Source organism: Paenibacillus marchantiae, assembly GCF_028771845.1.
GTDB lineage: Bacteria > Bacillota > Bacilli > Paenibacillales > Paenibacillaceae > Paenibacillus > Paenibacillus marchantiae.
Window position 1 is genome coordinate 4,445,815 of record NZ_CP118270.1, and the last position, 26,043, is coordinate 4,471,857.

Below are 26,043 nucleotides of genomic sequence, written 5' to 3' on the forward strand. Positions count from 1 at the left end.
TTTTTGTTGTTTTACATGATATTTCTATGTCGCTGGGCACTTAAATCATGGACATCGATGCCTGAAAATTGGTGGATTACCTTTTTGAAAGCCCTTTCCTAAATCTATGATATACTACGATATGACTGAATACTATGTACACCAAGATAGTCCCCTTATAGTTTGCCTTCACTTTACTTGCAAAGGAGATGTCATGATGTTTAATGTTCTTGTTGTTGACGATGAGTGCGTGCAAAGAGAAGGCATTAAGGATTTGATCTCTCACTACGGCTTTCCCTTTCAAGTATTGGAAGCCGAGAACGGAAAGAGCGCAGAGCGAATTCTGGTAGAGAACGCGATTGATATCCTCATCACCGACGTCAAAATGCCTCTTATGGACGGACTAGAGCTTAGCAAACAAGCCAGGAAAACGCAGCAGAATATAAAGATTGTGATCTGCAGCGGTTATGATGAATTTGAATATGCCCGCAGTGCCATTCGACTGGGTGTGGTTAATTATTTGCTCAAGCCACTGGTTAGGGAAGAGTTTCTACAGGTGATGGAGGATATCACGCAGATCCGTGCTTATGGCGGAGGTCCCGAACCGGAATCCGTGGAATCGAAGGTCATTCGACAGGTGAAGGATTATGTGAAGGATAACCATCAGAGAGATATTTCATTATCCGAGGCAGCCCACGATGTTTATCTATCGCCAGGGTATTTGAGCATTTTGTTTAAAAAAGAGACCGGGGAGAACTTCTCGAAATATTTGACCGATTATCGTTTGCGGCGTGCAAGCCATCTGCTGGCTCATTCGAATATGAAAATCAATGATATTGCAGGGGCCGTTGGCATCGACAATCATTCTTATTTTGCCAAGCTGTTCAGAAACAGGTTTGGCGTCAGTCCGTTACAGTTCAGAGAGTGCGGGGTGCTTCATGATCGGATGGATCAAGAGCAAATTCAATGATATCAGGTTCCGAAACAAGCTGCTGTTATCCCATTTGGTGATTGCACTCATTCCGATCCTTCTGCTTGGACTGCTCTCCTTCATACAGTCTTACCGTATTCAAATGAAGGAGTTGCGGAGCGAAGCTGAAGCGAGTCTGGAGCAGGTGGCTAACATTATGGATTATAAGATTAATCGCTACAATACGCTAAGTGAGTTCATGGTGCTTAACCGGGATTTATCCCAAATATTTACGAAAGACTACGAAGATAATTATTATAATATGTACCTGGATTTCCGGGACATTCTGGAGCCATTGATCTCGAACATCCGGCTGATGGATGATGATATTGAAGGCATTACCTTTTATACATCCGGGGAGTTATTGGGGATCCGCAATAATATTTTGCCAATTGGGGATCTCAAGAGTAAGGCTTGGTATGACGGATTTCGAGGCAGGCGCTGGATTGTGGATGGGGAGAAGCTTTATCTCGTTCAGGAACTGATCAGCAATCCGAAAGACAGCAATTTTATGGTGATCTCCATTCAGCATGATAGCATCTTTGCAGATCTGGACAATCTGTCGGAACATGTAGCTGTTCATATTGAGGACGCGAAGCAGCATGTGATATTTCAGGAAAACCACAAGCGTGTTGCTGTGGCCGCAGGTTCGAAAGTTGGGGAGTCTGGCGATCTAAGTCTTAGCCGCTCACTCGCTAACAACGGCTGGACCATTCACTATAATCTGCTGAATACCAATGCGTACGCCAATGCAATGAGTATTTTTCAAATTACGCTGTTTGTCATCATCCTCAGCCTGGTCATTACCTTCCTGCTCATTTATGTCATCTCTAATAACTTTACGCAAAGAATTATCCATATCAAGAACAAGGTGGACAAGGTAGAGCGGAACAATCTGGATGTGATTATCCGGAGTTCATCCAGGGATGAATTTGGTGAGCTGACTAACGGTATCGGTAAAATGCTGACAAGGATCAACAGCCTGATCTCTCAGGTGTATAACGCCGAAATTGCCAAGAAGGAAAGTGAATATAACAAGTTGATTAGTCAGATCAACCCTCACTTCCTGTACAATACCCTTTCATTTATACGCTGGAGGGCCGAGAAAAAGGCGGATATAGAAACGAGTTATATGGTATCTGCATTAGCCCGTTTCTATAGAACAACACTAAACCAGGGGAAGAATATGGCCACCATTGAGGCTGAGGTGCAGCATATTAGAGCGTATCTGGATTTGCAGCTCATCATGAACGATGGCCGATTTGATGTGGATTACCATATCAATGACGAGGTATTACATACAGAGGTGATTCATTTTATTTTGCAGCCAATTGTGGAAAATGCCATCAAGCATGGTTTTGTGGAGGCAGATGCGATAGATTATCGCATTCACATTACAGTTAACCGGGTGGGAGAAGGGATTAAACTAACCGTTTGTGATAACGGTGTTGGCATGACGCCTATGCAGACGGCAGGGTTGTTAACAGGAGAGAACGGCGGATGTGGTGTTCGGAACGTTAATGACCGAATCAAGCTGTATTATGGTCGGGATTACGGGCTCGTTATTCATAGTGAGCCAGGCAGCGGAACGGAAGTGTCAATCGTCCTTCCTGCCACATGATTGCGTGTAGTTACATTAAAAACATAGCGTTAGTACGGAAGCGGTTGCTGTTGCGACCGCTTATTTGTTACTGTTATAAACTTTTAATACAGAGAAATAAAGTAAATTGGAGGTCATAAAAAAAGTGTTACATATCCGAAAAATGTGGCATATACGCCATTTGTGAAAACGCATACAATTTGGTTATCAAAAGCAAATCAGATAAAGGGGATGACAGAATGAAGAAGCGCAGTAAGATGGCTACGCTGCTGATCGGAAGCATGATGATAGCTGTAATCAGTGGCTGTACCGGGGGCAATAACGAGAGTGCACAACCGCAAATTTCACAACAGGACTATGAACCTTATGGTAAATATGAGACACCCGTGGAATTTACGATTGGCCGAAATACCAATCATGTGAACAATCTGCCTGCCGGCGATACCATTGAAAACAATTTGGCTACACGCTATGTAGAAGACCGGGTGAACGTCAAAGCCAAGGTGGCTTGGGAAACAGATGATATGGATCAGAAGCTGTCACTCTCGATGACGACAGGTGACCTCCCGGATGTAATGCTTGTCAGCCGCGAAATATTTAATCAACTGGTGGATAACGATCTCATTGCCGACATGACAGAGGTTTATGAGAAGACAGCATCCGAGGGTGTTAAAAATATTTATGGTTCCTACGGAGATTTGCTGCTGAATCAGGTAAAGGTGGATGGTAAAATCATGGGTCTGCCCATGACGAATATCGGAAACCAGCACCAATTGCTGTGGGTCCGGAAGGATTGGGTGGATAAAGTAGGCGCGAAGCTCCCGGAATCCGTCGAGGATGTATGGAATCTCGCGAGAATGTTTGTGGAGAAGGACGTTTCGGGAACAGGCAAGACGGTAGGCATGGTCATGGATTCCAATGCGATGAACTTTACGCCGATCTTTGCTGCACACGGTGCCTTTCCGATGAACTGGATTCAGAAGAACGGTCAGGTTGAATATGGATCTGTTCAGCCTGAAGTGAAGCAAGCGCTGACAGAGTTGAGTGCCATGTATAAAGAAGGTTTGATTGATAAACAGTTTGCTGTCCGGTCGAGTGAAGAGAAGGAAGCTCTCGTCATCAACGGACAGGCCGGAATGGTGTTTAATCCATGGTGGATCGGCTACACCAACTACAAGGATTCCATCAAACAAGATCCTGAAGCAGTCTGGGTTGCCGTATCTGCACCAGTGGATGAAAATGGCAAGTTCAAGACGATCCGGCAAGATCCGGTGGGCGGTGGTATCGTCGTTGTGAAGAAGGATTTTGCTCATCCTGAAGCGATTATGAAATCAGTCAATTTAACAACGGATTTCCTGTACTCCTTAACGGAGGACGCAATCAATTACAAGAAAGAGCATGCTGACGAGTTGCTCACCGATGCAAGCCGCTGGAACAATGATCCTACCCAGATTCCGATGCAAGTGGATTATGACGATGTGCTGAAGCGGTATTACGATGATCTGATTAAGGCGGATGAGGCCGGAGATGCTTCCGCTGTTCAGGAAGATCGAATGGTTTCTTTCAAGGCCTATCAGGAATTCAAAGAGAAAGGTAATGCGATCGATGCAAACACCTATGGTGAATATCTCTCCCGGATCGAGGGACAGCGTGAGGCGAATAACCCGAATTTGGAAGTGATTCCCGCAGGCTTCTACGGAACAACCGAGACGATGAAGCTGAAGTGGGCGAATCTGCAGAAGCTCGAAGAGGAAACCATGCTCAAGATCATTATGGGGGAAGCTCCTGTAGATGAATTCGATAAGTTTGTTGACACTTGGAAACGTACGGGTGGTGACGAGATTACAGAAGAAGTCAACGAGATGAGCAACAGATAAGGATCGCGTGAGCTTAGGTGCGAAAGCCTGATGGTGGACTTCCGCACGGGCTTTCGTCGATAAAGCCTGTCCAATTAGGCACATGATGGAGGTGGAAAGGACAATGCCGCAAATGGAAACAACCGTTAATCAAGAGCGGGAAGTGCGTTACCGGAGCAAAAAGAAACGTAAAACCTTTGACGAAATGACCTATCATTTTATGCTGCTGCCTGGCATGATCATGCTGTTCATTTTCTCAATTGTACCGATGTTCGGGGTCGTGATGGCATTCCAAAAGTTCATTCCTGCCAAAGGAATATTCGGGTCAAAGTGGGCAGGGCTTTCCAAATTCACATATATGTTTCAACTGCCGGACGCGAAGCAGATTTTCATTAATACATTGGTTATCGCGGTTGGAAAGATTGCTCTAGGGTTGATTGTACCCATCGTATTCGCTTTGCTGTTAAATGAGGTGCGTCTGAAAGTATTCAAGAGTACAATTCAAACCATCGTCTATTTGCCGCATTTTATGTCCTGGGTGGTTCTGGGCACCATGCTGACCATGATCTTTTCTTTCGATGGCATGGTGAATAACTTCCTTGAGTTTCTCGGACTGGAGCGGATTATGTTTCTGGCGAGTAATGACTGGTTTAGGCCGCTGCTCATTGTGACGGATACGTGGAAGGAATTTGGCTACGGGACGATTGTCTATCTGGCTGCATTAACGGCAATCAACCCTGCATTGTACGAATCTGCCGCAATGGACGGCGCAAGTCGCTGGAAACAGACGCTGAATATCACGCTGCCGGGTATGTTCCCAACGATTATCCTGCTGGGTACGCTGAGTCTTGGTAATGTACTGAATGCGGGTTTTGATCAGGTGTTTAACCTGTATAATCCGCTGGTATATGAAACGGGCGATATTATCGATACTTTTGTATACCGTATGGGTCTGATCAACATGCAATATTCATTTGCAACAGCGATTGGACTGATGAAATCGGTGATCAGCTTTGTTCTGATCGTGATTTCCTACAGACTGGCTTCGAGGTATGCGGGGTACAGAATTTTCTAGGAGGGTTAGCATGATTCAATCCAAATCGCTCGGCTCCAGGCTATCCCGCCTGTTGATTATGTTTGCGTTAATTCTGATTACGTTCATGTCCTTGGCGCCGATTGTCAATACCATTATGGTGTCCGTCAGCAGCAGTACAGCTGTTAATGCAGGTCGGGTCTATTTTTTTCCAGTGGAGCTGAATTTCTCATCGTATGGCCAGATTCTGAATGATACGAAGTTTTGGAAGGCTTTTTTCATCTCGGTCGAGCGGGTGGTGCTGGGGGGAGCAATCAACATGTTTTTGACCATTCTCATGGCCTATCCGTTGTCACGAAGCGTCACACAATTCAGATCGAGAAACACATATATGTGGATTATTGTGTTTACAATGCTTTTCAGCGGCGGAATCGTTCCATGGTATATGGTCATCAGCAAGTTGGGGTTAATTAATAGCATTTGGGCGCTGGTTCTGCCGGGGGCAGTTCCTGTCTTTAATGTGATTCTCCTCATGAACTTCTTCAAGGGAATTCCAAAGGAACTGGAAGAGGCCGCATTTATTGACGGTGCCAGTCCGCTTAAAATTCTGCTCAAAATCTTCATCCCCATTTCCATGCCGAGTCTGGCAACGATCATGCTGTTTGTTATTGTGGGGCACTGGAACAATTTCTTCGACGGCATCATTCTGATTAACGACAGCTCCAAAATCCCGCTCCAGACCTATCTGCAGCAGCTCAGTCTCACACGGGATCAGATGCAGAATCTTTCGGTCGAACAGCTGCAGCAGTTCAATAAAATCTCCAATACAACGTTGAATTCTGCCAAAATTCTGGTATCCATGATTCCCATTCTGATGATATATCCTTTTCTGCAACGTTATCTAATCCACGGAATCGTACTTGGAGCCGTAAAAGAATAGTTCTGGTTATCAGCATCATCTGCAGTTCTGCCTGAGAAATATGGAAGGGGGTGAAGGAACACCGTCAGGGACAGGCGTGAACAGAGCTGGAGCAAGGGATTGACACTGCTTTACGGGTAAAACTGTTAGTTATACGTCGATTGGAGAAGGGAAGGGATCTGATGAGCAAAAGGAAAATGGTTAGCCTCACGCTGGTACTCAGCATTATTCTGGTCACCACCATGGGGGCAACAAGCGGTGGCAAGAATCGCTATGCAGATCAGGCGCAGTGGTCGCAAGAGAAGCTGCATGAATACTACTGGAACGATGCATCAAAAATGATGAATAATGCTTATCCATCAACACCAGAAGGTGAACAGGCATTGAATTACTGGTGGAAGGCCCATGCGGTCGATGCATTGGTGGACGGATACGAACGTACAGGAGACAAGGCCTACACTGAGCGTGCAGAAGAACTCGTTCGCAGTATCATTGCACGCAATAGTTCACTTCACAATGAATTCTACGATGATATGGAATGGCTCGCGCTCGCCGGGCTTCGTCTGTATGATGCAACAGGCAGTGAAGAGATGAAGGGATACGTAATGGAGTTGTGGGATGACATCAAGACCGCCTGGTGGGAAGATGAGCTTGGCGGTATGGCTTGGAAAAAGGATCAGCGTTATAACCGAAATGCATGCTCCAATGGGCCTGCCGCTATCTTGGCTGCAAGGTTGTATGAACGTTTTGGCGATGAGCGGGATCTGGAATGGGCCAAAAAAATATATGATTGGGAGAAACAACATCTGGTTAATCCGAAAACGGGCCTGGTAGCGGATGGTTTGGTGCTGAAGGAGGATGGCACACTGGATGTGAATGAAGCATGGATCTTTACGTACAATCAAGGCACGTTTATCGGAGCGGGTGTTGAACTCTACCGGATAACAGGAAAGAAGACGTATATGAAAGATGCCGAGAAAACCGCAGCTGGTTCTTTGAAGACCTTAACGGATGAGAAGACGGGCATATTTAAAGAGGACGGCGACGGGGACGGGGCGTTGTTCAAAGGCATCCTGATCCGCTACATGGTTGAGTTGTATGAAGTCGGGCATAACAAGAGCCTGAAAAAGGCAGTCTATCGCAATGCCGATGCCTTACTGAAAGGTAGCCGGGACAATGGATTGTTCGGTCAGGCATGGGGTAAAGCAGCCCAGAACCCACTCGACCTTACGGCTCAGCTCAGCGGCGTATTTCTGCTGGAAGGAGCTGCTAAGCTGGAAGACGGCAAAGCGGATAAGCCAGGTAAACCGGATAGACCAGTGAAGAAGTAGCCATTTGAGTGGAAGATAGGTTAATAGGATAGTAATTATTAGAGGTCAGCGCCTGCATGAGTCTTTCCAAGAGAAAGATCATGCGGTGCTGTTATGTTCCGGTGTCACTGTTAAACGGTAAATCAGCGTGAGGCTTCATTCGAAAAAAGCATCGTACCCAATTACTCAGGGTACGATGCTTTTATGCGTCTGCAAATTCATTGTAGGTATGGTGATTACTTGCTAGCGGGTAAGTTGTAGCTTTCTCGGATTAGGGAGAAATAGTCATCAGCACGGACAACCTTGAATTCTGTTCCGAGTTCTTCGGTGATCGCCAGTGCATCGGATGGAGTCGTACTCCATGCAAGCAATCCAAGGGAAACGAACAATGGCGATTTACCATCCCAATTCGCTTTCGCTTCATTCAGCACCTGTAATCCATCCTGCACGGTACTTATCCCACGAATTGTGGATACGGGCAGGCTATCATCAACGATTTCCACACCATAGTTGTCTTCATAGCTGATGAATAAGCCGGGTGCATGATAATCCTGTGCATAAGCCTTGGCTTTAAATGGCGTGAGAGGTACATTCTCGCTGTCTACACGGTTCAACACATAAGGAATGGTCATGCCAGTCTTTTTCATATATTTTTCAGTTTGCTGCAAAAATTGCCGGAAGCTTGAGTCGGGCCATGCCTCTGGATAGAAGTATCCTGCACCGGATGGTCCTGCGATCAGCAGATCATTCGGGGTTGCGGTGTTCACATAATAATTCAATATTGCTGGTGCACCTTCGTAGAGAAGCGGGCTTGAAGTCCAGTTAATCGGAACCTTACCCCTGGCCGGATCATCCCACATCACACGCATGCGATGCTGGTTATACTGAAAATTATCGCCTTCCGTAAAGGTATACGTTACATAGATTTTGTTCTCCAGCGCAGGTCGCGGAGATTTTTTCACCGGGGTGAGATTCGGTTTTGTCCCCGAGAAAACAGTCAGGTTGCTGAACCAATCCGCTGCGAGAACATAGACGCCATATCGAGATGCGATCTCAACGGAGCTGAACTCACCTTCGACATCATTGCTAAACCAGCCAAGGTAGGGAGTTCCGGGTTTTACATCAGACATGATCTTCTCGAAGAGTGCTTTTTGCTCAGGTATATTGGAATCCAACCAGAATACCATCGCTTTATTAGCGACTGCATAATCCCTTAAATATGCATAGGGCTCCCGTTGCTCAGCCGAGAGAGGGCGGATATTACCCGCGGATACTTTATACTGATTCCACATGTCCACTTCAGCCGTCAGGTTCTGAGTACCCGCAGGAGGAGTGAATTCATACACAAAATAATTGCCATTATCGGCGAAACGGTGGCCGCCTTCTCCTTCAGCAACCTTGGAATTCTGTCTGTCATAGAGGAATTGTTCTTCTTCCGGTGTTCCTGCGATAAAGTTAGCGATCTCTTTTCCATCCGCCTTGACCGTAATCTCATGTACAGCCGGTCCCCAGCCATCCTGAGTGAAAGCGTCATCAAATCGGAGATATACTGAAGATTTTCCCAAGAGTGAAGAAAGGTCCAGGGAATACGTGTCACGGTTGCTTGCATCTCGAATCTGTTGTTTTTCCTCCGTTATCGTAACAAAGGATTCAGGCATGCCGGATGGAATGCGAATCGCCGTATCCGGATCAAGTCCAATTAACATCTGGTGGTTCGTTTTCTTCCACAGATTCTCATACTGCCAGGTATAGGCATCTATCCGACTATTGAATTTACCCCGCAGGTCATCTACAATCTTCAATTTGTAAGGGGCTTTGGACAATTTGACTGCTAACTCGGGACTGGCAACCACAGCATTCTTCAGTCCTGCGAGCGTGGTTGCTACGTTAATCGTATCAGGTACTTTGGGATCATATACAACCATGCCTTTGACTTCGTTGCGATAAGCAGAGAACACTTCCCAATAATCCTGATGAAGCGTGTAAGGCACCTTGATGTCCTTAAGCCAGGTCAATTTTCCTTCTTCCTGGGACTCAATCAGATAGATTCGGGGTTGTTCTCTGTTAACGATACCCTGTAATGTTCCCAGCAACAATTTGATGTCACCTGACGCATCATAGATGTCGGCTGCATCCAAATGTTTCGGCTTTTTGAAACTTGGCAGTTCACGGTGTTTGGACCCATCAGGTTTGGCTGTCTGTACATTCGTTTCCGTAGCTGAAGCAGCGCCGGCGGTTAATGAAAAAGCGCATATGAGAGCTAAACAGAGCATCGTGAATCTACGAGCCATGGCGAATTCACTCCTTGTTATAGTCAAGAATTAGAGTATGTGCCCGTAATACCCACCCTCCTCTTGTGGCCAAAAGCCAATCCACACATCTCTATCCAACACATATTAAATATATTCATATATAATTTTACAAGGGGTTCGACAAAACTTCCCATTATTCCTGGAAATCAGGCATATTAAATGCGATGATATCAAGGAGATAATCTTTGCAACTGCAGATAAGCTCAGCTTGTTTATTGCACTTGCAGGTGAAAGGATATATTATATATCTCAAATATTATGAATGAATTGGTGATGTGATCAAAATGAGTACAAATGATCGAATTCCACTGTATCAACAAATCCAGGACTATATCAGACATGTCATAACTCAAGAAAATATGAAACCCGGTGATCGCATACCGACAGAGAAGGAACTGATGGATCAGTTTCAGGTCAGTAAAATTACAGTTGCCAATGCCTTGACCGGATTAGCAAATGAAAAGTTAATTGCGCGTGTGCCGGGGAAAGGCAGTTTTGTAGCTGAAGAAGCGGATAGTGCTTCTATGACCTCATCGCAAGCGAACACAATGAAAGGTAGAGAGGGGACACTGTCTACAGGAATGATTGGCATCATTGTGCCCTCCATCCATGATTATTTTGCCATCAGGCTCGTTGAGGGAATTGAGCAAGCCTTGCGTGACGAAGGATATCGCAGCATGATCATGTTTACACATGGCAAGGTGGATAAAGAGAAGGATGTCATCAAGGAAATGAAGGCGCTTGGGGCAGAAGGTCTATTAATCTTTCCTGTTGATGAAGAGAACTACAACGAGGAGATCCTTGGCATGAAGCTCTCGGGTTTTCCTTTTGTACTGATGGACCGTTATTTGCCAGGGGTCGAGACACATTATATTGCGGCAGATGGCAGACGGGGCACAAGGCTAGCTGTGGAGCATCTTTGGGAGCTGGGACACCGGGATATCGCTATTTGCTCGGATTCTCCCCTTCAGACAGTTACGGTTCAGGAGCGGATCGAAGGTTATATTGAGGCTTTAAAAGGCAAAGGCGCGTTAATTAATCCTGCTCATATGATCACAGATTTCCAACCGTTAACTGAACTTAAGGAAGCGGAGGCCCATCCTTTGTATCGATATATCCAAAATCGAATGGTCACAGCCTATGTTTCGCTTAACGGCAGGTTGGGTGTGCAAATCTATCAAATGGCCAAGCAAGCAGGGCTTCAAGTGCCTGAAGATGTATCGATAGTAAGCTTCGATGATCCCACCTCAATCGTGGAGGAATTCAGTATATTTACCCATGTTAAGCAATTTGAGCGGGATATGGGGTATCGGGCAGCTGCTAAATTACTGGAAGTATTACGTGGTCATGGGGAAACGAAAAGTTATAGCAAAATGCTGATTGAACCCGAGCTGGTCGTACGTCAAACTACCGGAACGGTTCCTCAAGCTTAATTTAACAAGAAAAGAAAACCTTTTCCGTAGAGAAGCGGAGAAGGTTTTTTTATGTTTGTATAAAAAACATATTGAATATATTCATATCATATATTATAGTCTAGAAAAAGATGGATAGTCATACATTGCAACCCAAATCAAATACGAGCTTGGGGAGGTTAAGAAAATGGCACGAGATCGAAAGGAAGAGCGTACGGGATTTCAAGAATCTGCTGCTTACCATCCGGATTATGATTTACAGACTGACTTTGTGATGGTTTACGGGATTGATGAGTCGATGCAGGAACGCATTCTGAAGTGGAAAGAAAAAGGATATGTGGTTCATTTGATGACAGGAGTTGCTTGGGGGACCTACAACAGCTATTTGGATGGTGAGGTCGATGGAGCAACACATTGGGATGAAGCTCAAATGGACCGGGAAGGCAACATGATTCTTCATGGGAGCGAGCCAGTCATTCCATACATGGTGCCTACCATTTCCTTTGGTCATTACATAGCGGATCGAATACGTATTGCCGTTGACGCCGGTGTGGAAGCCATCCATCTGGAGGAACCTGAATTCTGGGTAAACGGAGGCTATTCAGAAGCTTTTAAACGGGAATGGCAGTTGTATTACAAAGAGCCTTGGATTCCGCCACATGCTTCACCTGATGCCCAATTTCGAGCTTCCAAATTAAAAGCGTATTTATATACACGTGTCCTGGACCGATTATGTGCCGAGATGAAGGACTACGCGTTAAAACGTTATGGTCGTGTCCTTCGCTTTTATGTTCCGACTCATAGTCTGATTAATTACACACAGTGGCGTATTGTCAGTCCACAATCTCAGCTTCTAGAGCTGCCCTCCATCGATGGGTATATTGCACAGATCTGGACCGGGACATCCCGAACCCCCAATGTGTATGAAGGGTTGCGTAAGGAACGTACGTTTGAAACCGCTTACCTCGAATACGGCGTCATGCAGGAACTGGTTCGTGGGACCGACAGACGAATGTGGTTCCTGCATGATCCGATCGAAGATAACCCGAATTACACCTGGGCTGATTACCGCCAGAACTATTTAAAAACGGTGGTTGCCTCACTGCTGCATCCCGGGGTCGCCCATTATGAAGTCGCACCTTGGCCTCGACGCATCTTTCAATGCACTTATCCATCCGAGGATGGTTCTGGCAAGGAGCAAATTCCGTCAGACTATGCCACAACTTTGCTTCAGGTCATGCACACTCTTGGTAACATGAATCAGGATGTGATTGAAACAGCAGAGGAGCCATTACAAGTTGGCGTTTTTATTGCTGACTCAGCAATGTTTCAACGAATGAAGCCAGATCCAAATGCACCTCATGCCGGTAAATACGATGGGACAGATCCTGAAGGATTCCAGGAGGATGGCGATACAGAACTACTCGATTTTTCTCCTTTTTACGGTCTGACACTGCCGTTATTGAAACATGGTATTCCTGTCCGTCCACTTCAACTGGATAATGTAAGGCGGTATCCGGGTTACTTGGCAACTTATCGTGTGCTCATACTGAGCTATGAATTTATCAAACCGGAATATCCGGACATTCATTATGCCCTTGCACAGTGGGTACAGGATGGTGGAGCGTTAATCTATGTAGGCGATGACAGCGACCCGTATCAAGATATTCGTGCATGGTGGAACCATGACCGCAAGCATGAGCAGTCAGATCAGACGTATAACTCCCCTCGAGCACATTTGTTTGAACAACTAGGTCTAAAAGATAAGAGGCAAGGTGTCAATAAGGTAGGAAAAGGGGTAGTTTACTGGCTGGATGAACATCCGGCTGACTTCACTTTATCGAAGGCAGGGGCTGATCGGCTGCGCCAATCTGTCAAAGAAACGATGGAAGCTGTCCACGGACCAGAACTACAGTGGGAATCGAAACCATATTTCAAAATTAGACGAGGTCCCTATCTAATCGTATCGGTGCTCGATGAATCGGTCAGCGAAGAGGCAGTAGTCATTCCAGGTCCGATTGTGGATTTGTTCAATTCAAAGCTCTCAGTGCTGAGCCAGGTGACCCTAAATCCGGGAGAGCAAGCCTTGCTCTATGATATTGAAGCGGGTCGTCCAACGGATGGAGAAGTATCCGTCATTGCTGCTTCTTCCCGAATAGAAGGTCTATCTCAGTCGGCCACAGGTTTTCGATTCATTGCAAGAGGACCTTCCAACATGAAGGCAACAGCAAGGTTGTATTGCAAGGCCAGACCATTATCTGCCCAGTATGTCATTCAAGAGCAGATGGTCCCCGTGGTATGGGAATGGGACCCGGATTCAAAGACAGTGCTTCTTCAGTACGAACATGGCAAAGAGAACAATGCAGAGGTTCATGTCCGCTGGACTTCCTGAATTCACAATACAACCTGATTGATGTAACAGAGAGGAGTATACTAGCATGCCCTACGAACCGATAAGGCCAGAACGGTTAAAACAGATGTTAAACAAACTTCGGGAAGCCATATATGAGCCGATTGCCGAATTAGAAGTGACGGCTTGGATTACACCAGAGCCCGTACCTTACGAGGAACGGATGACCGGCACGAAAGTGACACTCAAGCAAGGAGAACAATGGGGAGAATTATGGGATTGTGCCTGGTTCCGTTTTGCAGGTAATCTTCCGGCAGTCACAGGTAACCAAACCACGGTCCTCTTGCTGGATGTCAACGGTGAGCTGTGTCTGGTTGACCATGAAGGGTCACCTATCCAAGGGTTGACGACGATTAACTCCGAATTTGATTTTTCATTAGGTCTGCCTGGGAAACGAGTCGTGCAGCTCCATGAGACATCTGTAAATGGACAGGAAGTTGAAGTGTGGGCAGATGCAGGCAATAACGATCTGTTCGGCAAGTATCGGGGAGGGACGTTGAAAGAAGCACTTATCGCCTACTGTAGGGAAGATATTCGGGAACTCTATTACGATACCGAGGTGCTCTTGGAGACCGCAGAGCAGCTCCATGACGGTTCCGCTCGGAAGGAGAGAATCTATCAGACGCTCTATGATATTTCAGTACAGTTGATCGATTTCTCGAAAGAGAGTGTCGAGCAAGCGAAGAAACGACTACATGAACAGCTAACCCTGCAGGGGGGCGATCCGGTCTTAACCCTAAGCGCTGTGGGTCATGCTCATATAGATTTGGCCTGGTTATGGCCGATCCGTGAAACGATCCGTAAAGGAGCTAGAACGTTCTCAACTGTGCTTCGCATGATGGAGCGTTATCCTGATTATGTGTTCGGAGCGAGCCAACCGCAGCTGTACGATTGGATGAAGCAGCATTATCCCAAGCTGTATGAGCAGATCAAGGAACGTGTACGTGAAGGCAGATGGGAACCGCAAGGCGCCATGTGGGTAGAATCGGATACCAATGTGCCTGGTGGTGAATCACTCGTACGCCAGATTTTGTATGGCAAGCGTTATTTCCAGCAGGAATTTGGCCTGGAAATGAAATCGCTCTGGATGCCTGATGTATTCGGCTACTCGGCAAGTTTGCCCCAGTTATTAAAGAAATCCGGTGTGGATTACATGATGACCCAGAAGCTCTCCTGGAGTGAGTATAACCGGCATCCCCATCATTCCTTTCTATGGGAGGGAATTGATGGTTCAGCTGTATTAACACATATGCCACCAGAGGATACTTACAACAGTCCTGCAGCTCCGCGTTCGATCATCAGTGCTGAACAGGGGTATCTGGATAAAAATGTATCAAACCATGCGCTAATGCTCTTTGGTATAGGAGACGGAGGCGGAGGACCTGGCGAAGAGCATTTGGAGCGGCTGACACGGGTGAAAAACCTGCTTGGCTTGTCCCCTGTTATACAGGAACCTTCTTGGAAATTTTTCGAACGACTTAATGAGGAACGTGAACGGTTCCAGACATGGCGCGGTGAGCTTTACCTGGAGAAGCATCAAGGAACCCTGACCAGTCAGGCGCGAAGTAAGCGGTATAACCGGAAGATGGAGAAAGCACTGCGCGAATTGGAGTTCGCCTCAGTACTTGTGGCTTCACAGCTAGGCAAGTCTTATCCGTCCGAGTCACTGGAAACGATATGGAAGGAAGTCCTCCTGTATCAGTTCCATGATATCCTTCCGGGGTCTTCCATCAAGCGTGTGTACGATGAGTCACTCATACGATATGAAGAACTTTTAGATCAGACAGAAAATATGATCAACGAAACCTACAGCCATATGGCAGACCAGATCTCTTCAAATATCGAATCCTCATCCAGCTGCTCCGTGGTGATATTCAATTCATTGCCTTGGGAGCGTCAGGAATGGATTCACACGAATGGAAACTGGCGCAAGGTTCAGGTTCCATCCATGGGATACACAATGGTATCAGATCATGTGGACCAGGGTGCTATAGATGAAATCGCATCATGCGCCCAGTTAGTTCCGGGAATACAAGAGTCGGAATTTCACGTTTCCGCTGAAGAACGCTGTGTGGAGAACGACACATTCATCGTGAAGTTTGATCGGAATGGAGCCATTATCTCCATACAGGACAAGGCTGAAGCGCGGGAAGTCATTCCGCAAGGTCATCCGGGAAATGCACTTCGTGTGTATCACGACGAAGGAGATGCTTGGGATTTCAGTCATGACTATTCCGCACATACAGGTATGCCATTAACGCTTCATGACATTCGCGAGCTTCGTGAAGGACCAAAAGTCGGGTTGGTCTTCGAATATAACTATGGAGAATCCACTCTGATCCAGACGGTGGTTCTGACAGAAGGCAGCAGACGAATTGATTTCGAGACGACCGTGGATTGGAGAGAGAATGGTAAAATGCTTCGTACTTCATTCCCGGTGAATATCCGTACAGATCAGGTTCACTGTGAGATCCAATTTGGCAGTTTGACCAGACCAACTCATCGGAATACGATGTGGGACTTCGCCAAGGATGAGATATGTGCTCATCAGTGGATTGATTTATCGGAGCCAGATTATGGAGTCGCATTGCTTAATGATTGTAAATATGGTCATAGAGCCATCAATAATGTGCTTGGTCTGAATTTGCTGCGCAGCAGCTCGTATCCTGATCCGGAAGCGGATCGTGCGGAGCATACGTTCACCTATTCGTTATATCCGCATCAAGGCAACCATGTTCAGGCTGAGATCTATCGAAGAGGTAATGAACTGAACATCCCGCTTCGTACAGTTTCCTTATCATCTGTATCTGGTAAGCATAACGGTAAGCTCCCATATTCGAAAACATTTCTTCAGCCGGATCATCCGCACATCATGGTGGAATCCGTCAAAAAAGCCGAGGATGCAGACGACATCATCGTCCGTCTATATGAAACTTCGGGAACACATGCCATCACGGCATTACATCTTGGATTCCATATAGCAGAAGCCTGGACGACTGATCTTATGGAAAATATCATTTCACCCGTTTCATTTGCAGGAGCATCCGAGATGGCTTTATCCTTCACTCCATTTGAAATCATCACGTTACGATTGAAGTTAGGATAGCTATAGCTGGGATGGATGACCGTCCATTATGAGAAAGGAGAGGTTGGAATGTGATCAAGACAAGAGTGAGCAACAATCGATTGATGAAGCGAATCTGGCAGCATAAACTCTTTTATTTGTTTATGCTGCCCGGAATCGTCTGGTTTTTCCTGTTCTCCTATGTACCGCTATATGGAATTCAGGTTGCTTTTAGGGATTACAATTTCGTTGGCGGATTCACCGGAAGTCCATGGGCAGGCCTTAAGTACTTTCAACAGTTCTTCAATTACTATCAATCCGGTGACATCATCCGTAACACGATCATCATCAGTCTCATGAAACTGCTAATTGGCTTTCCGATGCCAATCATTCTTGCACTCCTCTTAAATGAAGTACGAATGATCAAATTCAAAAAGACGGTTCAGACCCTTTCTTACTTGCCTTATTTCGTATCCTGGATCGTCGTGGTTACGCTGATGCAACGGCTCCTAACGCCGTATGGGGGGCCAGTCAATGACTTATTGGGGTCATTTGGAGCGGAGTCGATCCAGTTCCTGAATAATCCAACATGGTTCTATCAGATGATCGTCGGTTCAGACATCTGGAAGAATATCGGTTGGAATTCCATCATCTTTATGGCCGCCATTGCGGGTATTGATCAGCAGCTTTACGAAGCTGCCAAAATGGATGGTGCGGGACGCTTCAGACAGATGTGGCATGTATCGCTTCCAGGTATCCGCAATGTAGCTATCATATTATTCATACTCGCTGTGGGCAGTCTGATGAGCGCAGGTTATGAACAACTGCTTCTCCTGAATGGACCGGCAACCGCAAGTCTTGGCAGTGTACTGGACGTGCATGCCATTAACTCCGGGATTCGAGAAGGACGTCTCAGTTACGCTGCAGCTGTAGGACTATTCCAAAGTGTTATCGCACTCATTCTGGTTGTAACCGTTAATCGCATCGCCCGCAAAGTCAGTGATGTATCCCTGTTCTAAGGAGGTGACCTTATGGAACGAAAATGGTCCTTATTCTCGGTACTTAACTATATTTTTCTTGCTTTGGTTGGATTCTCGATGATTTACCCGTTTATATATATCTTGGCTTATTCACTGAACGACGGTAAGGATTCGATGCAAGGCGCGATTTATTTTCTTCCCCGCCAATTCACGTTGGATAACTATGCTCAGGTATTCGATAACGCAAGGATCTGGAAGGCATATCAAATTACGATTATGCGCACCGTGCTGGGTACTTTTCTCCACGTTGTATTGTGTACACTCATGGCCTATGCACTTTCCAAAAAAACATTGCCAGGTCGCTCCTTTTTCACCTTTTACATCTTTTTGCCTACGATTTTCAGTGCGGGATTCATCCCGTTCTTCATTACACTTCAAAAACTGCATCTGATTAATAGTTTCTGGGTGTACGTTTTGCCCTTGTTGTTCAACTTCATGCACATCATCATTATTCGGACATTCCTGCAAGGCATACCTGAGGAACTGGAGGAATCGGCGCGTATTGACGGGTATGGAGATTTTCAAATCTTCGTACGAATCATTCTGCCTCTTTCCGGGCCGGTACTTGCAACGATCTCGCTGTTTATTGGGGTAGCCCACTGGAATGACTGGTTCTCGGGCGCTTATTACGTCTCGAACAAAGATTTGATACCGGTGCAGACCCTACTGCAAGAAATGCTGACAGAAGCAGAGGCATTATCCAATTCGATGCAGCGTGCAGCACAGCAGGGTGGTCAGACGGTTGGTGGAGTCGGTGGAGCAGGAGCAACACCTGAATCACTTCGAATGGCATTGCTTGTTATTACGGTTTTCCCGATCTTATGTATATATCCGTTTCTACAACGATATTTCGTGAAGGGGGTTATGATTGGTTCGGTTAAAGGGTAGATCATCCTGACCTGAATTTGCTAGAGCTTTACCGAGATCATTTAATCAAGGAGGCGATTGGTTTGAACAGGATTTGGTCGAAAGGCGTATCCATCTTGCTCGTGTCCATCATGGTTGGAGGTTTGCTGAGCGGTTGCACGAATTCATCAGGAAACGGGGAAGGCGCAGAAGGGGAGAACGGAAGTAAACTCAAAATCTTGCACAATTGGAATGGCTCAGGCGGATCGGATAATGGGATAACCCCTGTCGAGGAAGTCATCAAAGAGAAAACTGGCGTCACCTTGGAGTGGGAATATACGAAAGGCAGCGAGACGGAGAAAGTAAACCAGATTTTCGCCACACAGGATTTGCCGGATATCTACACCGGACCTGCATGGGGCGGCGAGCTGGACGGGATCATCAAGGCTGCCAAAGAAGGACAGCTGGTAGATATATCCGATAAATTGGGGGATTACCCAAACCTGGCGAAATCCATCGCGAAAGAGAATGTTCCGCCAGCATTGTATGAAAAAGCGATAGATGCGTATGACGGCAAGAAATATTTACTTTTACAAAATCAGCCCGCAACGAACGAAGACGGCATGGATTGGCTATATGGCTTCTATGTTCGCAAAGACATAGCCGAGAAAGTCGGCGTGGATCCTCAGTCTGTCGTGACGAAGGAAGACTTCTATAACTTCCTCCAAAAAATCAAAGATGCCAACCTGAAGGAGAGCGGTCAGCCCGTGTTTCCACTGGGCGGATTTAGTAACGGATGGTCCGTAGGTATCGGAAACACGATGTTCTATTCCGGAGCAGGCTATGTAGACAAAGGTGACGGAACGGTAGAACATAACTTTTTCACCAAAGGATACGAAGAATACACGCTGTTCTATCGTAAACTGGTTGAGGAAGGGCTGATGGACCCCGAAGCCTTTACTCAGACGGATCCTATTGCCAAAGAAAAAATTAATCAAGGACGCATTGCTATCCTTGCCGCACATTATCCGGCCATTTTGGACGCCTCCAAAGAATATGTTACTTCACATCCTGGAAGCGATTACATCCCGATCGGACCATTGGAGCGGGCAGATGTTGACCCGAGCCGGCCTGTTGATCTTGGCATTCAAGGAAACAACGTAACGGCTATCACCAGTAGCTGCAAGGGCGAGTGTGTAGATGCAGCGCTCAAGTTTCTCGATTACATGGCTTCTGACGAAGGTTTTATGCTGGCCCGGTACGGAGTTCAAGGGGTTCACTGGGATATGAAGGATGGTAAACCTGTACCGAATCAAGAATGGTTCGATAAGTTTACAGCAGATCAATCGGGTAAAGTCCGCAAAAACGAGGGCATTTCCATTGGGCTGGAATCGATCACGGGGCTTGACCGGATCAATTCGGCAGCAGGCGGCGACATCTGGGCAGACCAGGAAAGACTCGATGCCATGGAAAATGCCCGGAAAATCTTACGTCCAAACGGTATTCATGTAATCACAGCCTATAACCCGGGCGATGTGATCACCAAATCACCGGAATGGGAAATGTTGAAGCCTTCCATGGACCGGATGGGAGATGCCTGGAAGGAAGCTATTTTCGCAAAATCGGATGAAGCAGCCCTTAGCATTATCAACGACCTCAGGGAACAGCTTCGGAAGACCGGATACGACCAAGCGATGCAGTTCACCAATGAGAACCTGAAAGGAAAAGATATCGTAACTGTTCAAATGCCGAACTGATGCTGAAGAGTTAGGTTAACGATTATCAGGGAAATCAAATAGGCTTTGCAGCGCCTTGGTCAACAAGGCGAGCGAAGCCTTTCCCTTTTAATCAGGATGTACCGTTTTCGTTGGGAAAATGAATTGAAGGAGATGAAACAAATGACGACATTTAGACCACCATCCGTACCTTTAATTACGGTAGACCCTTATTTCAGCGTATGGTCTGCTGCTGACCATCTCTATGATGATCACACCAGGCACTGGACGAATAAAACTCAAGGTATGGTTGGCATGATTGTCATTGACGGCAAAATCAGAAGGTTTATGGGGAAAGTAGACGTTCACGAAGCTTCAACCGTTGAGGAGCCTGACGTGCTCACTCAGACGAATCTAACCGTTGAGCCGGTGACTACCCGTTACACCTTTGAAGGAGAAGGCATCGAACTTGAGGTTCATTTTACCACACCGCTATTGCTCGATGATCTTGAAATGTTATCCAGACCTGTGACGTATGTTACGTTCCATGTTCGAGCGATAGATGGTCAAGGCCATCTAGTGAAAATCTATTTTGATGTGACAGGTGAATGGTGTGCACATACTCCTGATCAGCAAGTCACCTGGGAGTCTCATATAATTAATGAACAGTTACACGCCATGTCTATAGGAACGGTGGAACAACCTATATTAAAACGTGCCGGAGATGATACGAGAATAGACTGGGGTTATATGTATCTGGTGGTTCAGCGATCTCATCAATCTCAATCGGTCATCCATGCGGTATCCAAGCGTGAGGAGTATGCCCGGTCAGGTCTTTTTAAGACAGGAGATGATTCTATCCAGCCAAAGTCCATATCTGGCGATATGGCTATTATGGCAACTGAAATGGATTTGGGTCTTATCCATGAAGAGCCAGCATCCCGCTACCTGATGCTCGCCTATGATGATATTCATGCAATTGAATATTTTCACCAACCACTGAATGCGTATTGGAAGAAAGATGGTGTGACATTTGAGGAAATGCTGGTAAAAGCAGCGGATCAATATGAAGAGGTAGTACAACGATGCGACCGCTTTAATCGGGAACTCTTAACGGAGAGTCAGGCTACAGGTGGGAACCAATATAGAGACATTCTGGCATTGACCTATCGGCAAGCGATTGCTGCACATAAATTGGTTGCTGATGAAGCAGGAGAAGTATTATTTTTCTCCAAAGAGAATTTTAGTAACGGCTGTATCGCGACGGTGGATGTGAGCTACCCCTCGATTCCGTTGTTTCTGAGGTATAACACCGAATTGGTCAAAGGTATGATGCGTCCAATCTATAAGTATGCCGAAAGCACGGATTGGACGTTTGATTTTGCTCCACATGACGTGGGGACTTACCCCCAAGCTAACGGCCAGGTTTACGGAGAGAACAAACTCGAATACCAGATGCCCATCGAGGAATGTGGCAATATGCTCCTGATGACAGCAACGGTATGCAAATATGAGAAGCATGCGGAATTTGCCCGTGAGCACTGGGGACTTCTAACAACTTGGGCTTCATATTTGTTGCAACATGGTCTGGACCCTGACAATCAACTGTGCACGGACGACTTCGCCGGACATCTAGCGCACAATGCGAACTTATCGATTAAAGCGATATTAGGCATTGCCGCCTATGCGTATATGTGTGATGAACTTGGTTTGCCGGATGGTGCCGTTTATCGTGAAGCGGCTGAAAAAATGGCAGAGGAGTGGTCATCCATGGCGACAGCAGGTGATCACTACAAGCTGACTTTTGACAGCTCGGATGAGTCATGGAGCATGAAATACAATCTGGTGTGGGATCGTTTGTTGGACTTCAACCTTTTCTCAAAAGAAGTGGCTGCTAAAGAGTTGGCTTATTATCAGCTAAAACAGAATCGATATGGCATACCGCTGGATAGCCGTGAGACATACACCAAGTCTGATTGGCTCGTATGGTGTGCCTCCATGAGCGAATCGCAGCCTCAGTTCGAACAGATGATTTCTCCTCTGTGGGACTTTATGAATGAAACATCGAGCCGTGTACCTGTAACAGACTGGTATGACACCATCACCGGAAAGCAGTTGAATTTTCAAAATCGGTCGGTTGTCGGTGGATTTTTCATTCCTTTGCTGAGAAAGACATCTGTATCAAAATCATGATGAGATCAGGTGATGAATTGGAGTTGAAAATCACGGATATTCATAAATTACAACAGCAGTTCAAGAATCCTGAGGCGACGTATCGTCCACAGCCCTTTTGGTTTTTGAACCACAGTTTTAGCAAGCCTGAGTTAGAAAACCAAATTCAATCCATGGTTGAAGCCGGTGTTGGCGGCGTTGTATTACATGCGCGTCACGGGATGCAGGCCTCATACCTGTCAGAGGAGTTCATGGATACGGTGGATTTCTGCACAAAAGAGTGCCAGAAGCGTGATATGGTGGTCTGGTTGTATGATGAGGACAATTGGCCGAGCGGAACACTGGGAGGTAAGCTGACGAGGCAATATCCCGAGTATCGGATGAGATACTTGAGGGTTGAGGAACGAAGATATTTACACGATGCGCAGCAGGAAATGTTATCTCTCGATTTTGCCACCTACGCTAACAATGAACTCATCGCAATTCTCGCTTATCGTGCCATCCAGCAAGAAGGGGAATGGCTGATCTATGATCAACCTGAGGATATTACAGAGTTATGCGGACAGGAATGGAAGCCTGATAACGACGAGGATTATATTATACTTGCCTGCTGGTCCTGTGAAATTGCTGAAGGGATCACGTTTGCAAAAGGGTATTATCTGGACACGTTGAACCCGGAAGCCGTGCAGGCTTTCATTCAGTCGGCATACGAGCCGTTTCAGCAATTTCAGTCTCATTTCGGAGTGACCATTCAAGGTGTATTCACGGATGAACCCGGGCTCATGATCCATGACGGTTTTTTTGGAGTCGAAGCCATCCGAACGTCGGTTCAGGATGTGAATGCAAATCTGCCCGGAATCGTATTCGCTTGGACACATGGGATGGTGGAGCGGTATGAGCAGGAGAACGGATATGATCTGATTCCAAGATTAGGCGCGTTGTTATATGGTATGGCCGATGGCAGCAGGTCTGCGAGGCAGGACTATTATGATACGATTACCCGTTGGTATGTAGAAGGTTATCATGAAGCTATTCGTTCGTGGTGTGAATCACACAGCTTGCTATACATCGGCCATACGCTGGAAGAACCCGTCTGGGGGCAGGCTCGGTCGCAGGGGAATCAAACCCGTGTATTGCAGCAGTTCCATTATGCAGGTGTGGACTACCTGACACATGGAATCGGTACAAAGGAGAATCCACATCGTATCGTATCCGTAAAGACGGCCGGGTCTGTCGCACAGTTGGACGGGAAAAAAAGAGTTATTTGTGAGTCATTTGGTGCAAGCGGTCATGCCTATGCCATGCGACAAAGGCGGCTTGATGCCAATTTTATGGCATTTTTGGGTGTTAATTTGTTTATCCCGCATGCATTTTACTATTCGTTCGCAGGGTATCGGAAAACAGACTTTCCACCTACGGAATTCAAGCATGCACCGCATTGGCCACATTATCGGGCTTTTGCCGATTATCTGGGTCGGTTGAGTGTACTTGGTTCTTTCACGAAGCGTACACCTGAAGTACTTCTGTTGTCACCTATCCACACGGTATATGAGCATATGTTCTTATCCGGTGAATCGAACCAGCATCCAGCTACGGATCAACTGTTTTCGTTATTATCAGACCGCATGCTGCGCAGCTCTATTGATTACGATTATGTGGATGAGTATCAGCTCAGAGAGGCAAAGATTACTCATGCTGGAGGATATCAGTTTAACGGAGAACGAAACGAATATTCGATTTTGATTTTGCCGGAAATTACGGTCATGTCTGTAGATATCGCAAAACAGCTTGTTACCTTTGTAAACTGTGGTGGAAGGCTTATTGCGGTTGGGGCAATTCCTTGTGACAGTGAGCGACAGCGCCAAGATCCGGAATTACGGAAGTATATGAACGAACTATATGGTTCCAATCCTCAAGACGGGAAATTACAAGCGGTTGGCAAAGGGTACAGCTTATTCTATTCCATGAAAAACACAGCTCATAACGACACACTTATGAACTTGTGTGTTCAGTTAAGAGAGTTAACGACATCATCACCAGCGATTGCCTGGAAACAGATCGAGGGGCAAGCTGAGGATCTCATTAGCGTTGAACGCAAAATTGAAGATCATGTGCACACATGGCTGATGAACTGGTCGGAGCAGCCCGTGACCATTCAACTCCATCAGAACCCTGTGAAAGAACACATAGAAGAACAGATGGAAGAATGGAACTTGGAAAACGGGAGTATAAACCCGTTGAGTCATGATGCTGTTCTAACATTTGTACCGGGAGAGCTTCGTCTTCTATCCGTTAGACTTGATCATTTACCTGATCCGCTTCACACTGAAGATTCGACACATCCCAAACCGCAAGAGCCTATAAATCATAAAGTGCAAGATACCTCCGATGTGTTGGTACTAGGTGATCATTGGCAGTTTCAGACCGTCGAACCCAATGTGCTTGTATTGGATCAGTGGCAGGTCACATTGAATGACCGTCAGTCCAGAATGAATGCAACGATGCCAGGCCAAGTCAACACGTACCGGACAACATTTGTCGTAACGGAAGAATGGATCGAGCTTATGAAATCACAGCAAGATGCAGTCCATTTAAACGAACCTGGAAATGAGCAGATCTTCACGATTGAGCTAATTCTTGACGATATCGAGCAAAAAATCCCATCCCATATTGGTTTCCTCCAACGCAGACGTAATGTTGAAATCTTTATTAATGGAGTACGGATGGAAGCACTCCAGCCTTCAATGTGGCAAGATATTCATTACGCTGGTGTGGACATTACCAAACATCTTGTTAAAGGGGAGAATGAGCTTGAAGTTCTCACGGTTTCACTGCTGGAACCGATGCCAGCCATTTCCTTTCCTGCTTATCTGATTGGTTCATTTGCTGTAGAAAATCAGACTACATTAACCGTTGAACCTGAACAAATGACTGGGGTTTGGAATGTTGAAGGTTATCCTTTCTATTCGGGAGCAGGAGTGTACTCGCAGCAAGTGGATTTGTCTGGTATCAGCTTGAATACGGCCAATGAAATTTGGCTGGAAGCGGAAGACTTTAGAGAGACGGCTTGCCTGTACGTGAATGGGGAGCAGGTTAGCATCCGGCTATGGCCACCCTATCATTGGAACGTCACGCCTTACATGGTGCCAGGTAATAATGTAATCGACATTCATGTGGCTAATACACTGGAGAATCTATACGGAAAGTCTTCACTACCTTCGGGCATGAATGGGCAGGTAAAACTTGTAACTAAAATATTGAAATAATGCATGATTCAGGTTTAGGTTTTGGATTCGCGGGGGAAGAATATGAACACGATAAAGTCGCCAAACTGGCGGCTTTTTTTGCATTGGAACAAAAAGACTGAGCTTTACTTTGCTGGAAATAATTATATTTGAACCGGGT

15 protein-coding genes are annotated in these 26,043 nt (G+C 46.1%); 14 read left to right on the plus strand and 1 reads right to left on the minus strand.

Going from position 1 to position 26,043, the window contains the following annotated elements; translation table 11 throughout:
* Positions 1-193: 193 nt before the first annotated feature.
* From PTQ21_RS20270 to PTQ21_RS20295, 6 genes are all read left to right on the plus strand, one after another.
* Positions 194-949, plus strand: a complete 756-nt coding sequence (locus tag PTQ21_RS20270; protein WP_079696107.1) for a response regulator transcription factor — start codon at positions 194-196, stop codon at positions 947-949.
* The gene (locus PTQ21_RS20275; protein ID WP_063565075.1) at positions 918-2,570 is read left to right on the plus strand and encodes a sensor histidine kinase; all 1,653 of its coding nucleotides are present in this window, start codon (positions 918-920) and stop codon (positions 2,568-2,570) included. The genes PTQ21_RS20270 and PTQ21_RS20275 overlap by 32 nt, the downstream gene beginning before the upstream one ends.
* Before the next feature lie 218 nt (positions 2,571-2,788).
* Positions 2,789-4,426 carry an extracellular solute-binding protein gene (locus PTQ21_RS20280; protein ID WP_063565074.1) on the plus strand — a complete coding sequence of 546 codons (1,638 nt, stop codon included), beginning with the start codon at positions 2,789-2,791 and terminating at the stop codon, positions 4,424-4,426.
* A 184-nt stretch (positions 4,427-4,610) separates the two neighbouring features.
* Positions 4,611-5,480 (plus strand): ABC transporter permease, encoded by an 870-nt coding sequence (locus PTQ21_RS20285; protein ID WP_274570537.1) that lies wholly within the window; start codon positions 4,611-4,613, stop codon positions 5,478-5,480.
* Positions 5,481-5,490: 10 nt separating this feature from the next.
* The gene (locus PTQ21_RS20290; protein ID WP_063565073.1) at positions 5,491-6,378 is read left to right on the plus strand and encodes a carbohydrate ABC transporter permease; all 888 of its coding nucleotides are present in this window, start codon (positions 5,491-5,493) and stop codon (positions 6,376-6,378) included.
* Positions 6,379-6,539: 161 nt separating this feature from the next.
* Positions 6,540-7,688, plus strand: coding sequence for a glycoside hydrolase family 76 protein (locus tag PTQ21_RS20295; protein WP_274566905.1), 1,149 nt, complete (start codon positions 6,540-6,542; stop codon positions 7,686-7,688).
* Between the two features lie 215 nt (positions 7,689-7,903).
* Here the strand turns inward: PTQ21_RS20295 and PTQ21_RS20300 are convergent, their stop codons facing one another.
* Entirely contained in the window at positions 7,904-9,958 is a 2,055-nt protein-coding gene (locus tag PTQ21_RS20300; protein WP_274566906.1) for a GxGYxYP domain-containing protein, read from the minus strand.
* A gap of 305 nt (positions 9,959-10,263) precedes the next feature.
* On the opposite strand from PTQ21_RS20300, the gene PTQ21_RS20305 reads away from it, so the two are divergent.
* From PTQ21_RS20305 to PTQ21_RS20340, 8 genes are all read left to right on the plus strand, one after another.
* A complete protein-coding gene (locus PTQ21_RS20305; protein ID WP_274566907.1) occupies positions 10,264-11,412 on the plus strand; it encodes a GntR family transcriptional regulator in 1,149 nt (382 codons plus the stop codon).
* A 166-nt stretch (positions 11,413-11,578) separates the two neighbouring features.
* Positions 11,579-13,783, plus strand: coding sequence for a hypothetical protein (locus PTQ21_RS20310; RefSeq protein WP_274566908.1), 2,205 nt, complete (start codon positions 11,579-11,581; stop codon positions 13,781-13,783).
* Between the two features lie 46 nt (positions 13,784-13,829).
* Complete coding sequence (locus PTQ21_RS20315; RefSeq protein ID WP_274566909.1) at positions 13,830-16,907, plus strand: alpha-mannosidase; 3,078 nt, start codon at positions 13,830-13,832, stop codon at positions 16,905-16,907.
* Positions 16,908-16,957: 50 nt separating this feature from the next.
* Positions 16,958-17,884 (plus strand): ABC transporter permease, encoded by a 927-nt coding sequence (locus tag PTQ21_RS20320; RefSeq protein ID WP_082935088.1) that lies wholly within the window; start codon positions 16,958-16,960, stop codon positions 17,882-17,884.
* Positions 17,885-17,896: 12 nt separating this feature from the next.
* The gene (locus PTQ21_RS20325; RefSeq protein ID WP_063565068.1) at positions 17,897-18,793 is read left to right on the plus strand and encodes a carbohydrate ABC transporter permease; all 897 of its coding nucleotides are present in this window, start codon (positions 17,897-17,899) and stop codon (positions 18,791-18,793) included.
* A 62-nt stretch (positions 18,794-18,855) separates the two neighbouring features.
* Positions 18,856-20,508, plus strand: coding sequence for an extracellular solute-binding protein (locus tag PTQ21_RS20330; protein WP_274566910.1), 1,653 nt, complete (start codon positions 18,856-18,858; stop codon positions 20,506-20,508).
* Positions 20,509-20,640: 132 nt separating this feature from the next.
* Positions 20,641-22,659: a glutaminase family protein gene (locus PTQ21_RS20335; RefSeq protein ID WP_420800336.1), complete on the plus strand. Its 2,019-nt coding sequence runs from the start codon at positions 20,641-20,643 to the stop codon at positions 22,657-22,659.
* Positions 22,656-25,904 carry a glycosyl hydrolase gene (locus tag PTQ21_RS20340; protein WP_274566912.1) on the plus strand — a complete coding sequence of 1,083 codons (3,249 nt, stop codon included), beginning with the start codon at positions 22,656-22,658 and terminating at the stop codon, positions 25,902-25,904. Before PTQ21_RS20335 ends, PTQ21_RS20340 begins: the two co-directional genes overlap by 4 nt.
* The last annotated feature ends 139 nt before the right edge of the window (positions 25,905-26,043 follow it).

Bases quoted from the DNA above. Each gene is read 5' to 3' on its own strand.
- PTQ21_RS20270 (WP_079696107.1), top strand. From the start codon at position 194: ATGATGTTTAATGTTCTTGTTGTTGACGATGAGTGCGTGCAAAGAGAA.
- PTQ21_RS20275 (WP_063565075.1), top strand. From the start codon at position 918: ATGATCGGATGGATCAAGAGCAAATTCAATGATATCAGGTTCCGAAAC.
- PTQ21_RS20280 (WP_063565074.1), top strand. From the start codon at position 2,789: ATGAAGAAGCGCAGTAAGATGGCTACGCTGCTGATCGGAAGCATGATG.
- PTQ21_RS20285 (WP_274570537.1), top strand. From the start codon at position 4,611: ATGACCTATCATTTTATGCTGCTGCCTGGCATGATCATGCTGTTCATT.
- PTQ21_RS20290 (WP_063565073.1), top strand. From the start codon at position 5,491: ATGATTCAATCCAAATCGCTCGGCTCCAGGCTATCCCGCCTGTTGATT.
- PTQ21_RS20295 (WP_274566905.1), top strand. From the start codon at position 6,540: ATGAGCAAAAGGAAAATGGTTAGCCTCACGCTGGTACTCAGCATTATT.
- PTQ21_RS20300 (WP_274566906.1), bottom strand. From the start codon at position 9,958: ATGGCTCGTAGATTCACGATGCTCTGTTTAGCTCTCATATGCGCTTTT.
- PTQ21_RS20305 (WP_274566907.1), top strand. From the start codon at position 10,264: ATGAGTACAAATGATCGAATTCCACTGTATCAACAAATCCAGGACTAT.
- PTQ21_RS20310 (WP_274566908.1), top strand. From the start codon at position 11,579: ATGGCACGAGATCGAAAGGAAGAGCGTACGGGATTTCAAGAATCTGCT.
- PTQ21_RS20315 (WP_274566909.1), top strand. From the start codon at position 13,830: ATGCCCTACGAACCGATAAGGCCAGAACGGTTAAAACAGATGTTAAAC.
- PTQ21_RS20325 (WP_063565068.1), top strand. From the start codon at position 17,897: ATGGAACGAAAATGGTCCTTATTCTCGGTACTTAACTATATTTTTCTT.
- PTQ21_RS20335 (WP_420800336.1), top strand. From the start codon at position 20,641: ATGAAACAAATGACGACATTTAGACCACCATCCGTACCTTTAATTACG.
- PTQ21_RS20340 (WP_274566912.1), top strand. From the start codon at position 22,656: ATGATGAGATCAGGTGATGAATTGGAGTTGAAAATCACGGATATTCAT.